General features: G+C 53.7%; 13 protein-coding genes. 11 read left to right on the forward strand and 2 right to left on the reverse strand.

Annotation, left to right across the window (positions count from 1 at the left end; genetic code table 11):
- Nucleotides 1–9: 9 nt before the first annotated feature.
- Together rbsK and ACOQPM_RS11740 are read right to left on the reverse strand one after the other, a co-directional pair.
- Nucleotides 10–924 (reverse strand): ribokinase, encoded by a 915-nt coding sequence (rbsK, locus tag ACOQPM_RS11735; protein ID WP_420629448.1) that lies wholly within the window; start codon nt 922–924, stop codon nt 10–12.
- Nucleotides 925–1,052: 128 nt separating this feature from the next.
- Nucleotides 1,053–2,429 (reverse strand): sulfatase, encoded by a 1,377-nt coding sequence (locus ACOQPM_RS11740; protein ID WP_420629449.1) that lies wholly within the window; start codon nt 2,427–2,429, stop codon nt 1,053–1,055.
- A 156-nt stretch (nt 2,430–2,585) separates the two neighbouring features.
- On the opposite strand from ACOQPM_RS11740, the gene ACOQPM_RS11745 reads away from it, so the two are divergent.
- The 11 genes from ACOQPM_RS11745 to ruvC all read left to right on the forward strand — a co-directional run bounded on the left by ACOQPM_RS11745 (nt 2,586) and on the right by ruvC (nt 14,207).
- Nucleotides 2,586–3,935 (forward strand): ADP-ribosylglycohydrolase family protein, encoded by a 1,350-nt coding sequence (locus ACOQPM_RS11745; protein WP_420629450.1) that lies wholly within the window; start codon nt 2,586–2,588, stop codon nt 3,933–3,935.
- Nucleotides 3,936–4,024: 89 nt separating this feature from the next.
- The gene (locus tag ACOQPM_RS11750; protein WP_420629451.1) at nt 4,025–4,756 is read left to right on the forward strand and encodes a nucleoside phosphorylase; all 732 of its coding nucleotides are present in this window, start codon (nt 4,025–4,027) and stop codon (nt 4,754–4,756) included.
- Entirely contained in the window at nt 4,753–5,766 is a 1,014-nt protein-coding gene (locus ACOQPM_RS11755) for an ABC transporter permease (protein ID WP_420629452.1), read from the forward strand. The genes ACOQPM_RS11750 and ACOQPM_RS11755 overlap by 4 nt, the downstream gene beginning before the upstream one ends.
- A 398-nt stretch (nt 5,767–6,164) precedes the next feature.
- Nucleotides 6,165–7,328 carry a BMP family ABC transporter substrate-binding protein gene (locus ACOQPM_RS11760; protein WP_420629453.1) on the forward strand — a complete coding sequence of 388 codons (1,164 nt, stop codon included), beginning with the start codon at nt 6,165–6,167 and terminating at the stop codon, nt 7,326–7,328.
- Between the two features lie 69 nt (nt 7,329–7,397).
- Nucleotides 7,398–8,954 carry an ABC transporter ATP-binding protein gene (locus tag ACOQPM_RS11765; RefSeq protein ID WP_420629454.1) on the forward strand — a complete coding sequence of 519 codons (1,557 nt, stop codon included), beginning with the start codon at nt 7,398–7,400 and terminating at the stop codon, nt 8,952–8,954.
- A 4-nt stretch (nt 8,955–8,958) separates the two neighbouring features.
- On the forward strand, nt 8,959–10,074 hold the full coding sequence (locus ACOQPM_RS11770) for an ABC transporter permease (protein WP_420629455.1): 1,116 nt from the start codon (nt 8,959–8,961) through the stop codon (nt 10,072–10,074).
- On the forward strand, nt 10,074–11,045 hold the full coding sequence (locus ACOQPM_RS11775; RefSeq protein WP_420629456.1) for an ABC transporter permease: 972 nt from the start codon (nt 10,074–10,076) through the stop codon (nt 11,043–11,045). The genes ACOQPM_RS11770 and ACOQPM_RS11775 overlap by 1 nt, the downstream gene beginning before the upstream one ends.
- A 79-nt stretch (nt 11,046–11,124) precedes the next feature.
- Nucleotides 11,125–11,874, forward strand: coding sequence for a hypothetical protein (locus ACOQPM_RS11780; protein ID WP_420629457.1), 750 nt, complete (start codon nt 11,125–11,127; stop codon nt 11,872–11,874).
- Nucleotides 11,875–11,959: 85 nt separating this feature from the next.
- On the forward strand, nt 11,960–12,811 hold the full coding sequence (locus ACOQPM_RS11785) for a PfkB family carbohydrate kinase (protein ID WP_420629458.1): 852 nt from the start codon (nt 11,960–11,962) through the stop codon (nt 12,809–12,811).
- A gap of 70 nt (nt 12,812–12,881) precedes the next feature.
- Nucleotides 12,882–13,628, forward strand: coding sequence for a YebC/PmpR family DNA-binding transcriptional regulator (locus ACOQPM_RS11790; RefSeq protein ID WP_420629459.1), 747 nt, complete (start codon nt 12,882–12,884; stop codon nt 13,626–13,628).
- A gap of 90 nt (nt 13,629–13,718) precedes the next feature.
- Nucleotides 13,719–14,207: a crossover junction endodeoxyribonuclease RuvC gene (gene ruvC / locus ACOQPM_RS11795; RefSeq protein ID WP_420629460.1), complete on the forward strand. Its 489-nt coding sequence runs from the start codon at nt 13,719–13,721 to the stop codon at nt 14,205–14,207.
- Nucleotide 14,208 lies beyond the last annotated feature (1 nt).

A 14,208-nucleotide genomic window follows, 5' to 3' on the forward strand; every position in this document is an offset into this window, starting at 1 on the left:
CTGTGGCTGTTACTTTTTTAGTAGGGATTCTAGTTCTGTGCGGGTGGGCATGGCGGAGCTGGCGCCGGGCTTGGTGGTGGCCAGTGCGCCAGCGGCGGCTCCCCAGCGGATGGCTTCGGGCAACGGCCGTTCCTCTGCCAACGCCACCGCCAAGCCACCATTAAACGCATCCCCCGCCGCTACGGTGTCTATGGCGTTGACGGTGAATGGCTCTACAAAGCCGGATTCGGTGGCAGATTGGTAGTAAACCCCCTGTGCGCCCAGTTTGATGACGGCCGTATCTACGCCACGTTCCAGCAAAATGTCTGCTGCTTTGGCCGCTTCCGCTTGGTTTGTTGGGCGAAAACCAACTAGCACCTCTGTCTCCAGCTCATTTGGCGTCATCACTTGTGCAAGTTGATATGCTTCTGGGGGTAGCGGTTTGGCGGGGGCTGGATCAAAAATGACGGTGGCTCCCAATTCACGAGCCACTGTTGCCGCCGCCAGCGACGTTTCCAGCGGACTTTCCATCTGCAATAGCAGCACTTTGGCGCTTTGTAGCGTCTTGCGGGTGCGGGCGACCTCACGCGAATCGTGGGCCATGTTGGCACCAGAGATAACGATGATGGCGTTTTCGGCCGCCTCGTCCACGCTGATGACGGCTAGCCCGGTGCCGACGTTTGAATCCACCGAAATGCCACTGATGTCCACTGGCTCATCAGCAACGAGTTCTAGCACGCCTTTGCCAAAGGCATCGTCCCCAATGCGGCCAATAAACTGCGTGGGTGCGCCTAGCCGCCCAGCGGCAACCGCCTGGTTGAACCCCTTGCCACCTGGCACGGTGATGAACGCACTGCCAAACAAGGTCTCGCCCGGCGCAGGCAGGCGGGGGACGTAGGTGGTCAAATCCATGTTGATACTGCCAAGAACTACAACTGCCATCATTTCCTCCATATTTTTTGCCACAGATTTCGCAGATTACACAGATTTTTGTTTTGCATATGTCATACCTGCGAAGGCGGGTATCCACATTCGTTCACAGAATGGATTCCCGCATCCGCGGGAATGACAGGTTAGCCAGTTCGCCACGCTTCGCTGAAGTTGTGGCGGGGTAGGTTGTGTACGCGCAGGCCGCTTTTGGCGGGGTCTTCGTTTTTGGCAAAGAAGGCTTCTAGCCGCCCAATGAGTGCCTGGACGATAGGCTGCATGTCGGGTTGGTTGAACAAATTCTTCATTTCGCGCGGGTCGGCGGCCAGATCGAACAGCTCGTGCGGGCCATCGGGATAGCGGTAAACCAGCTTGTGTCGCGAGGTGCGAATCATGCGGACATCGCCATATTCGCCAAACTGCACGGCACGCCAGTCGGGCATAGCTTGGTTGTGCAGCAGCGGTTGGTAGCTGCGGCCAACGAAACTTTTGTTGGCCGGGGCAATGCCTGCCACGTCTAAAATCGTGAGGAAGGTGTCGAGATGATCGACAAATTCAGTGCGGGGAGTCTGTGCGTGCGGCTGTACGCTTGGCGAACGGCCGTCGTACCAAATCAGCGGTACGCGAATGGATTCCTCGACCATGTTGAGTGGCAGCGTGCCATTGCCTTTGCCCCAAATGCCGTGGTGGCCGCAGTTTAACCCGTGGTCGGATGTGTAAATGATGATACTGTTGTCTAGCTGGCCCAATCCGTCCAGCTCGTCAAGGAGGCGGGCAACGGCCGTATCAATCTCCGTCACCGCCGCGTAATATTGCGCCAGCGCCTCGCGTGGCTTTTGGCGGGTTTTGTTCAGCGATTCCAGAGCTTGCTCACCAAAGGGATACGTCTCGTCTAGCGGCACATCGGCAAAGTTGCCGTGGCGGTAAGATGCGGCTAATCGTTCCGACTGCCCTTCCCACGGGCTGTGGGTAGCGTAATACCCCACCGTCATGAAAAACGGCCGTTCCCCATCCCGCGCTCGCAAAAATTGCACAGCTTGCTCGGTGATGTTGTGGCTAATGCGGCCGGGGAGGGTTTGGAAACGGCCGTTCACCCCATAGCGAAATGGCCCTTCATGCGGAATGGGATAGTCGCGTCCCAATGTAAACCAGCTATCGTAGCCGGCGGCAGCGTGTTCGTCCTGCCCCAGATGCCACTTGCCAAACTGCCCCGTTTGGTAGCCTGCTGCCTGAAAAAGCTGCGCCAGCGTCGTTTCCTGTGCCAGCCAATGGATATCGTTGATTTCAGGGTCGCCAGAGGCCAGATAGTCGTGGATGCCGTGCTGCGAGGCCAGCCGCCCGGTGAGCAGACAAGCCCGCGCCGGGGAGCAGACGGGCGTGGGGGTGAAGGCGTTGGCAAAGCGCGTGCCGTGTTGGGCTAAATAATCAAAGGTCGGCGTGCGAAGTTCACTATTTCCGGCACAGTGCATCGCCCATTGGGCATGATCGTCGGTCAAAAAAAGGAGGATGTTAGGTGAGGCCATTGGGTTCGCTTTGTGTGATTATGTCAAAAACAAATTGCGTATTTGGTATTACGTAGTCAAAAAAACAATACGCAATATGCAACACGCGATAGAGTTTGGGTTTCTCTGCCTACTTTCAGATAATATTATGCGGCAAGAGATTTTATTTGACGAAAAGTGAATCGAATCACCCAGCGAGCGAATATGTACTCTCCGCAAGAACTTTTACTGGCCGAACTGGATTTGCGCGAACAGCAGGGATTTGACCACCGACTGTTGGCTGAATTGCGAACGGCCGTTTCCCAAGCCCCTCTCTCCCCAACCGAAGCAGAGCCATTTTGGCAGCAAATAGTCAATCTGCCGCGTGTTCCTAATTGGCTATATGACGAACCAGATGATTTGGGAGCGATCCAGCAAAGTTGTGACTCTGTGAAATTGGCTGGGGTGGATGAAACGGCCGTCCCCAACAAAATTCATGGTGGGCTGCTGGGGCGGTTTGCCGGAATGATGTTGGGCAAGCCGCTGGAAGGCACCTGGCCAGCCGCCCAAATTTGGCGGTATTTGGAATTGGCAGATGCGTATCCGTTACGTGACTACGTGCCGCTGCGGGAGCCGTTCCCAGATGGCTTCCCGCTGCCAGTATGGAGCCGCTGGCACGACACCACGCGGGGCAATATCCGCCGCGTGGTGCAGGACGACGACGTGGAGTACACGCTGGCGGCATTGCTTATCCTGCAAAAGCACGGCTTCGATTTTACCTCGGCGGATGTGGGGCAGTTTTGGCTGGATCATTTTGCCTACGGCCGTGTCTTCACGGCAGAGCGGGTTGTGTACAAACATTTGGTCAACGGGGTTGCGGCAGAAACGGCCGCAGATTTACACAATCCATACCGCGAATGGATCGGTGCCCAAATTCGGGCCGACGTGTACGGTTACATTTGTCCCGGCCAGCCACGACGGGCGGCGGCGTTAGCTTACAAAGATGCCGTTCTCTCCCATCGGGGCAACGGCATTTACGGCGCGATGTGGGTGGCGGCGATGGTGGCTGCTGCCTTTGTCCTGGATGAGCCGGAAGCGATAATTCGCGCTGGGCTAGCCGAAATTCCGCCGCGCAGTCGCCTGCATGAGGCGGTTGAGAAGGTGATTGGTTGGGTGAAGCGAGAAAAAAGCTGGGAGGATGCCTTCCGCCAAATCAAGCAATTTTGCCGCCGCCGCTACAATGCCGACGTAGGCGAAAACTGGATTCACACCATTCCCAACGCCTGTTTGGTAACGCTGGGCTTGCTTTACGGTGGTGATGATTTTTCGGCGGGGGTGGGAACGGCCGTTGCCTGCGGCTGGGACACAGATTGCAACGGCGCGACGGTCGGTTCCATCCTGGGCGTGATGCTGGACGCAGACAATATCCCGCCCCACTGGACAGCCCCGCTAAATAATGAAATTGAGAGCTACATTCCGGGTGAGAACGGCCGTGCCATCAGCGACCTCGCCCAACAAATCGCGCAGCTCGCTCACTTTAAAGAATAATCCACAGATTTCGCAGATTGCACGGATTAAGGTTCAAATCTGCGAAATCTGTGTAATCTGTGGATAATTTCCCAAGGAGGAAGAACCAAATGGAATGGCATATTCAGTGTGATCCAAAAGAGATTTCCCGTTACGTTTTTTGCCCCGGCGACCAGGCGCGTGCCAAAAAGATCGCCGATCATCTGGACGAAAGCTATCTAGTCACAGACAGCCGTGGCTATGCCGTCTTCTCTGGCCATTATAAAGATGTGTTCATGACGGTTTGCGGCACGGGCATGGGTGGCCCCACGGTAGCCATTGCCCTGGAAGAACTGGCCCACATGGGAGCCGATACGTTCATTCGTGTTGGTTCCTGCGGTGTCTTTCAGGATGGGCAGCAGCCAGGCGACGTGATTATTGCCAGCGGTACATTCCGTGCGGGCGGCACGGCCAACGCTTATCTGCCACTCAACTTTCCAGCCGTACCCACCTTTGCCGTTTTGCGCGAATTGGTAAAAGCGGCCGAGGCAATGGAAATTTCCTACACGGTCGGTGTGGGCTTGGCAGGGGATGCTTTTTATGCTCCGCGTGAGGAAGGCTCCGGCGACATTTTTAAGACGGCGGGCGTGGTCTCGGTAGAAATGGAGAGCGATACGCTCTTTGTGGTGGGAGCCTATCGCAGCTGGCGCACGGGGGCTTTGTACGCTTCCGATGGCGCACCGGGCGTCATCAAGCCAGAGTGGGGCGAGGCCGATTACCGTCAAGGCGAGCAGCAAGCTATCCAAATTGGCCTGGAGGCAATGTGGCAATTGGCACAGCTTGATGCAGCCAGCAGCAAATGAACCTGAAGCCCGCACCCGTCTTCCAGCCGTTTCTTGCCGTCATCCTTAGCTTGATGCTTGGCCTACTGATTGTTTTGCCCACGGGTGAAAACCCACTTGAGGCGTACCGACTGTGGTTTTCGGCCGGATTCGGCTGTGCGGGCAGCGGCGGCTTTTGTGCCATTTGGACGTCGTTACAGTACGCCACGCCGATGATCCTCAGTGGCCTAGCGGCGATGGTTGCCTTTCGCTCTGGCATGATTAGCATTGGTCAGTTTGGGCAGATGGTTTGCGGTGCGGGCGCGACAACATTTCTTGTTGTGACGCTCCCCGGTGCACCCTGGTTGAGAATGAGCGTTGGCTTGCTTGGCGGCGTCATTGCGGGAGGCATTTGGAGCGCCATTCCGGGTGCATTGCGTGCCTACCTGAACATCAACGAGGTAATTACCACGCTCATCTTTAATACGCTGGCGCTGGCGGCAACGGGCAGCGTAAGCTTTTGGCGCATCCCCCAGGAAGTACGCTTTACGCCGCTGATTCCGACTACAAAATTGACAGTTGCTTTCTTTATTGCCATTGGCGTTGCCGTTCTCGTTTACTTATATCTTTGGCGGCGTGGTAAAGGTTTAGAAGTTCGCATGGCTGGGCAGGCGAGCTTGTTTGCCAAATTTGCGGGAATGAATGCACGTTGGGCGGTCGTGCGCGGCATGTTTATCAGCGGCGGATTGGCTGGCTTGGCGGGTGGGCTAGAAGTGCTGGCGGTGCATCATCGGTTTGTGTCCAGCTTTTCCACGATTGATCAATTTGACGGCATTATTGTGAGCTTACTGGGGCAGCTTCATCCATTGGGGATTGTGTTTAGCTCATTTTTGTTGGGCGGGTTGCGCTTAGGGTCGTTGAATGGGTTGCAGTTGCAAACGGCCGTGCCCCGCCAACTGAGCAACATCATTATTGGCTTAATGATGATCCTCATGGTGATGCCCACTATCAGTTATTGGTTGAGAGCCCGCACCAAAACAAAAGGTGCGTAAAAATGTAAGCATGTTATACTTTTCGACATTGTTAAGATACTTTGAAAAGAGAAGACGGAATCCTCACACAAACATGGCATTTTCGTCAAAACTAGTTACATTCGGTAATCTTCAACTCCACGTAAGGGTTCTTGGCGATGAACTTCACACCAAATGGTGCGACTCTTCTGACACCGCAAAAATTGCCCCAGCACCGATTGTTACCCGGCTACCCCGGTTCTCAAAAACCGCAAAAAAACCATTCAACCTTGTTCGTCAAAAGCCGCTTCTGCGTGCTTTTTTCATTTTCAGGACTTACGCGGCCAGCTAGGTGGCGCGGCGAGATGCTGACCCCAGCACGAAAAATGCGTAAGCCTTAATTTTGTAGTTTGCTCACAATATTCCTAAAGGAGGAAACAATGAGACGCAAAACCCTTTTATTAATCTTGGCAATGCTCTTCGCTCTGTTGTTTACAGCTTGCGGTGGAGACGATGCAGCCGAAGATACCTCTGGTGAAGATAGTTCTGCTGATACCAGCGGCGATGAAGGTGCCGCCGAAGATGAGGATATGGCGGATGAAGAGGAGGAAGCTGCCCCAGATAATTCTGATTTTAGCTTTGCCCTAGTGCTGCCTGGCGCGTTGGGCGACCGTTCTTTTGCCGACTCCGCCAATCGCGGGGCTGAACGGGCAATGGAAGAACTGGGCGTTTCCGGCACTGTCATCGAAACGGCCGGTATTACTGAGCATGAAGCTGCAATGCGTGGTGCCATCCTGGCTGGCAATGACATCGTTCTGCCTTTAGCGCTAGATGCCGAACTAGTGCTGGCTTTGGCAGAAGAGTTCCCAGATCAAAAATTTGGTGCGCCGTCAGACGTTTTCGCCGAATCGCTACCGGACAACTTTGCCGCTTTCCAGATTAACGTCCATGAGTCTAGCTTCCTTGCTGGCCTTATTGCCGGGATGATGACGGAAACCAAGGTCGTTGGTGCCGTAGTTGGTGGCGATGCCCCAGCCTTGAACCAGTTCTTCTATGGTTATAAACAGGGCGTTTTGGAAGTTTGCCCCGACTGTGAAGTTTTGGTTGGTTATCTGGGCTTTGATTTTGAGAACCCAACATTAGGCTTGGAAACTGCTCTGGGTCAATATGAGCAGGGTGCGGACATAGTGTACCAGGTTGCTGGTCGTTCCGGTGAAGGTGTTCTGGAAGCTGCTGCCCAAACCGATAACTACGCCATCGGGGTAGACTCAAATCAGGACTGGATTCAGCCAGGTCATGTGATTGTTTCTATGATTAAGCGTGTAGATATTGCCACTTACACGCTGATTGAATGGGCTTTGAACGACACGTTCCAGGGTGGTTTTAACCAGCTTGGCATGTCTGATGGGGCTGCTGGCATTTCCTGGGATGAAGGCTCAACCACTTTCAAGGATGAAGGCCCAGCTGACATGGTTGATATGTTGCCAGATGTTGAATCAACTGTAGAAGAATACCGCGGAAACATCCTGTCTGGCGATTACGTAGTTTGTGATGCGCTGGTTGATCCTGAACTTACTTCGGATGCGTGTGCGCCGCTTAAGTAAAATCAAATAATCAGGCGAGTGGTGTGACGCCGTAGCGGCGTTGCACCATTCGCCCTTTTTGGAAAACTCATGGCAAATGCTGTAGAACTGCGAAACATCACCAAATATTTCCCCTCTTCAAACGTACTGGCTAATAACGATGTTACTCTCTCGGTTACCGAAGGAGAGGTTCATGCGTTGGTGGGGGAGAATGGAGCCGGTAAGACGACGTTGATGAACATTCTTTACGGCTTGCACGAACCTGATACCGGGGAGATTTTGGTCAATGGGCAGCCAGTAGAGATTAACCATCCTGATGATGCTATAAATTTAGGCATTGGCATGGTACACCAGCATTTTAAGCTGGTGCCTTCGTTTACGATTGCCGAAAATATTATGCTTGGCATTGAACCCAATCGGTATGGCGTGCTACAGAAAAAAGATGAAGCTGAATTGGTACGACAGCTTGCCAACGATTTTGGTTTGCCTGTTGATCCTCATGCACGTATTCGAGATTTATCGGTAGGGATGCAGCAGCGGGTGGAAATTTTGAAGGCATTGCAACGAGAAGCAAAAATTTTGATTCTGGATGAGCCTACGGCCGTACTTACCCCCCAGGAAGTTAAAGAATTGCTCACCGTGGTGCGTAATCTGGCTGAACGGGGGCGCACCATCATCTTCATCACCCATAAATTGGTAGAAGTGAAAGATGTGGCAGACCGGCTCAGCGTAATGCGTGATGGCAAGATGATTGGCACCCGCACCGTGGCCGACACCAGCATCCCCGATATGGCTCGCATGATGGTGGGTCGCTCTGTGCTGCTTGAGCTGGATAAGAAACCTGCTACCCCTGGCAAAGTGGTGTTTGAAGCGGAGAACATCACCGTGACGGATGCGAGTGGGCTGCCCGCTGTTCGCCACATGTCTTTTTCCGTACGAGAGGGAGAAATTTTGGGCATTGCGGGTGTCAGCGGCAATGGACAAACGGAGCTGGTGGAAGCAATTTCTGGTATGCGGCCCGTTGAGGGCGGTGCGTTGACCTTTATGGGGCAAGATATTACCCGGCGTACCGTTGGTGAACGGCGCAAAAAAGGAATGGCGCACATTCCCGAAGACCGGATCAAAATTGGCCTGAACCTGGAAACACATTTGGATGAGAACCTGGTCGTGAATCGGTACAAATTGTCGGAATTTAACAAGCTGGGGTTCATGATTAAGTCGGCGATGAAGAAGTTTGCCTCTTTTGCTGTTAAGCAGTTTTCCATTGCGGCTGCCCAGCCGGGCGAGATGATTGCCACGCTCTCCGGCGGGAATATGCAGAAAGTGGTTCTGGCGCGTGAGCTTTCTGGTGAACCGAAATTTGTTATTGCCAACCAGCCTACACGCGGGCTGGATGTGGGCAGTATAGAGTTTGTCCATCGCTCACTGGTTGAGGTGCGCGACCGCCAGGCGGCGGTTTTGCTGATTTCGGTTGAGTTGGACGAAATTTTGTCGCTCAGTGACCGGGTGCTGGTTATGTACCGGGGAACCATTGCTGGTGAAGCAGACCCGAATACGGTCACAAAAGAGGAAATCGGTTTGTTAATGGGCGGGAGTTCGTTGCAGGAAACGGCCGTTGCCGATCCGCTAAAAGAAGTTGTGGTGTAACGTTATGGAAAATTATAATCGCCAGCAGCGAATCAATACGTTTTTAGTACCGCTCTTGGCCATTATTTCTGGCTTGATAGTCGCTGCTGTACTCATTTTATTTACAGACAACTCACCCCTCGCCGCCTTTGAGGAACTGTTTAAGGCCGGTTTTGGCTGCTCTGCGCTCAATCGCTGCGCCTTTTTCACCACGCTAGAGAGAGCCACCCCACTCATGCTCACCGGCCTCTCTGCGGTGGTCGCCTTTCGGTCTGGCATGTTTAGCATTGGGCAGGAAGGGCAATTTGCGCTTGGCGCACTGACGGCCGCTTGGCTGGGCTTTGCTATTGACCTGCCCCCCGTTATCCACCCCATTTTTATTATGGTTGTGGCGATGATTGTGGGTGGCATTTATGGCTGGATACCCGGTGTGCTGAAAGTTAAATTGAACATCAACGAGGTGATTACCACCATTGTGATGAATGAGATCGCCGTACTCTTTTCAGTTTATATGGTGAACTTTCCGCTGCGGGCTGACCGGGGCACTACTGCTTTTTCCCCGGTTATCAATGATGCGGCTAAATTGCCCATTTTCATGCCCGGTTCTAAATGGGGGATGGGCTTTGTTATTGCGGTGGTGGCGGTGATATTTGTTTATTTGTACCTTTGGCGTTCCGCGCCGGGTTATGAGCAGCGGATGGCCGGGCAATCCTCTTTGTTTGCCCTGTTTGGCGGCATCCGCAATGACCGTGCCGCCATCCGCGGCATGTTTATTAGTGGCGCGTTGGCTGGCCTGGCAGGTGCTATTGAGGTGATTGGGGTGCATTACCGCATTAACCAGGATTTTGCCCCTGGTTTGGGCTTCGCTGGTCTGTCTGTGGCGATTTTGGGGCAGGTACATCCGCTGGGTGTTTTCCTGGTGGCGGTTTTGTTTGCTGGCGTTGGTTTGGGTGCCCAACTGGGTTTGCAGATTAACCTGGGAATCCCGCGTGAATTAGGTGGTACGGTGATTGCCCTGATGATTTTGTTTGTGGCTGCGGAAAAGTTTTACATAGGAGGCATCGCCGGATTGCGTGAAAGGTGGGCAAGGTTCAGGGGGCAGAAGACGGCCGTTGAACTAGCCATGGAGGAGAGGGAATAATGGAAAGCGATCTGTTTACCGTCGCATTGCTGAGTAGTGGCCTGCGGCTGGCAACGCCAATCATCCTTGCCGCGCTCGGTGGCGCTTTCTGCTCTCGCGCTGGCGTACTTAACCTTGCTCTGGAAGGCAAAATGTTGCTTGGGGCATTTGTGGCGATTGTGGCCACATTTTACATGGGTACGACCCTGGGGGGCATTCTGGTAGCCATCATTTTTGGGGGCTTGCTGGGCTATATGTTTGCCTTTTTCTACCTGAAATATGAGGTGAACCTCATCATTCTGGCGCTGGCGATCAATCTTCTTATTCTTGAGATCACTGTTTACGTGATGCGCGTTCTGTTTGGCAATGTTGGTTCTTGGTCAGATCCCAGCATCCAGCGATTGCCGGACTTTGAGATTCCTTTGTTGAGCAGCATTCCCATCTTGGGAGATATTTTTAGCGGTTACAACTTTATTGTCTACTTTTCCTGGGCGGCTTGTATCATTGGCTACATTGTTTTGTTCCACACCAAATTTGGACGGCACATTCGCGCTGTGGGTGAGAACAAGCAGGCGGCCGAGACGTTGGGCATTAACGTGCGCCGGGTGCAGGTGTCTGCGATGGTGATTGCGGGGATGCTGTGTGCGTTGGGCGGGGCGTTTCTTTCTGTTGGGCATCTTTCGCTGTTCACGCGCAATATGAGCAACGGTTTGGGCTGGGTGGCCGTTACTGCCAATATTTTTGGCTTCCAGCATCCGCTCGGTGTGCTGCTTACCGGTTACTTCTTCGGCTTGGCCGAAGCGTTTGCCGTTCGTATTCAGAATGTAACCGATTTGCCGCCAAATCTAATCCAGTTGCTGCCGCAGTTTGCCACGCTGGCGGCGCTGGTTCTGGTTGCATTGCGCGAGAAAGCAAATCTGGCACTGTTGCGCCGCCGCTTCCGCCGCCAATTGGCCCGTGGCGAGATGCAGTCACCAGTTGCAGGCGACTAACGGTTATCGGTAATCCGTAGCCGGTAATCGGTTTTACCGTTCACCGATTACTGTTCACCGATTACCGTTTACGGAAAAAATGGATCAGACAAACTGGTGGCAAGAACTTGAGCCTGAACAGGTGGCTCCGCTTAGCGAGTTATGGATTCCGGTGGGGACGCCGGGGTATGCGGGGATTGCGAAGGCGCAGTGGCGGGAGGTGCTAGACGGCCGTTTCGGCCCAAACAACTGGCGCATCCAATACTTCGTGCGGGGGAACAGCGTTCCATTTAGCGAAGCAATTAAAGAGTATGAGGCGGCGTATCGGTATTTTTTGCGGTGTAATCCGGCGTTGGTACGGTTTTTAACGGCCGTTTGCGGCAACGTCTACGACGACAACATCACAAACGTGTACGACGACAGCTATGAGCAGCCCCACACGGCGATGAACCATTATCAGGACATCTCGGTGCGGCGGGTGATTGCAGAGTTAGTGGAGGATGATGAATGGCCGGATGTGGTGGATACGGCCGTTACCCCCACCAATCTCACTGACCTCACTGACGGCCAAACACACGAACTGCCCCGCGCCAGAGGCTTTCGTGGCAACTACCTGCTGCAAATCCGAGATCCGCTCTCGCCGGGATTTTGCCTCAATCCGGCGGTTGTGCCGGTACATGACCCCACGCTCATTACCAGTCTGCCTAGCCGCGAAGGTTGGTACCATAAAGAAGGCTGCGCCCATCTTTCTGTGGAAGCGTTTTGGCAAATGAGCAAGGTTGTCGAGGTGCGCTATGATCGCTTTTTGGCGTTAGGGGCAGAGCGAGCCAATCCGCTGGCTGGTTTGTAATTTTTTACCGCGGAGTCACGGAGAACGCGGAGGATTTAAAACACTCTGCGCTCTCCGTGCCTCTGCGGTGAGTTTTTAAACGAAAATGACCAAAACTTCTGAATTAGCCACAATCTTGCTGGGAGCTGCGAGTTTGGATATTTACAAGGAAAACGGCCGTATCCTCCCCGGTGGTGGCTGCCTGAACATGGCGTACCATTGGCGGCAGCTTGGGTTTCCGCATCTGTTTCTGACGCGCATTGGTACGGATGGGGCGCAGGTTTTTCGTGACTTTTTTCAGCGGCACCAGATTGCATATTTACCAGAGAGTTTGGTGGGAAACGGCCGTACGCCCGCCATTGACATCGCTTTTTTACCCGATAGACAAATTTACATGGACAATTTTGTGGAAGGCGTGCTGGCAGACTTCCAGCTAACGCCCGCTGAGGAAGGGGTGGTAGCGCAGGCAGAGCGAGTGCATACCGTATTGGTGGATAGCTTGATGCGGGAGGTGCATCGTTTGGCAGAACGGGGGGTGTGGGAACGGCCGTTTCTCTCCGCAGATTTCCTCGATTTTCGCCACTTTACACTGGAGCGGTTTGCCAAAATGATGCCGCTGGTGGATTTGGGCTTCATCGGCTGGCCAAAGGAATCGGACGACCCACTGTTGCCGCAGCTACGGCAAATTGTCTTTGACTTGGGCAAGCTGCTGGTAGTGACGTTGGGGTCGCGGGGGGTGTTGGTGTGGGACGGCCGTATCCAACCGCAAGAACTATTTTTCAACGTGGAGGCCATCCCCGTGCAGGGCAGTACTGTTGGCTGCGGCGATGCCTTCATCGCTTACTTTTTGGCCGAATTTTGGCGTAGCGGCGACCTGAATGCAGCAGTGGCGCAGGGAAAATTGGGTGGGGCGAGGGCAACGGAGTGGAAACGGCCGTTGCCAGAAAAGGCCTACTAACTGTGCTATAATACCCACGCAACATCCCAATAACGGACAAATTTTTGTAATTAAAGTTTGGAGAAAAATTATGTCTGGACATTCCAAATGGTCCACCATCAAGCATAAAAAGGCGGCTACCGACAAGAAGCGGGGCAAGCTCTTTACGCAATTGTCGAAAGAGTTAACTATTGCTGCCCGTGAAGGTGGTGGTGATCCTACCTTTAACACCCGGCTGGGGCTGGCCATTGACAAAGCCAAAGCAGCCAACATGCCCAAAGACAATATCGAGCGGGCCATCAAGCGCGGCACGGGCGAATTGGAAGGCGCCGAACTGTTCGAGCTCATGTACGAGGCGTACGCGCCTAACGGCATTGGCCTGCTCATTGAGGTTGTTACCGATAATAAAAATCGTGCCGTGGCCGATTTGCGCCACGCCCTCAGCAAAAACGGGGGCAATATGGCGGAAGGTGGTGCCGTTGCCTGGCAGTTTACCCGCAAAGGGTACATTGCCGTGGGTGGCGACGTGGATGAAGATGAACTGTTCCTGGTTGCCGCCGACGCAGGCGCCGATGACATTCAGTTTGACGAGGTGGCTGAAGTTTTTACCGAGATTGAAAATTTCCAGGCGGTGCGCGAAGCGATTAAGGAGGCTGGCATGGAGGTAGCAGAAGCCAGCATGGTGTTTGAGCCAAACAACGCCATCGATCTGGCTCAAGATCAGGCACTCCAGGTGATGAAGGTGATTGAGGTCATCGAGGACTTGGACGATGTGCAAAATGTTTACTCCACGCTGGAAATCAGCGACGAAGCCATCGCGGCCATGGAAGCAGCGTAGGTAAGTGTGAATTGTGAACGGTTAATTGTGAATTGTGAACGGGAAGTCATTCACAATTTACAATTCATTATTCACAATTAAATATTCCTCATGCGTATTTTGGGCTTAGACCCTGGCACGGCAACCACCGGGTACGGCATTGTAGATGTGGAGGAGGGGGAACTTACGGCCGTTACCTACGGCGTCATCTCCACACTCGCCAAAACGCCCATGCCGCAGCGCTTGCAGCAAATCCAGCAAGAATTACAGCAACTGATTGACGATTACCAGCCAGACAGCGTTGGGATTGAAGAGGTGTTCTTTGGTCGCAACGTGACGACTGCGATTACCGTAGGGCAGGCGCGGGGCGTGTTGCTGCTCACTGTAGCCAACGCCGGGTTGCCCATTGGTGAATATTCCCCACCCAAAATCAAAGATGCGGTTACTGGCTACGGCAAAGCCGACAAAGCCCAGGTGCAGCTGATGGTGCGTAATCTACTCGATCTCGAAGAAACGCCCCGCCCTGACGATGCCGCCGACGGTCTGGCGGTGGCGATCACCCATTACCATTACCAACGGTTCGAAAACCTGTATGATTGAA

The sequence above is a fragment of the Candidatus Leptofilum sp. genome (assembly GCF_965223525.1).
In the GTDB taxonomy this organism is placed as follows: domain Bacteria; phylum Chloroflexota; class Anaerolineae; order Promineifilales; family Promineifilaceae; genus Leptofilum.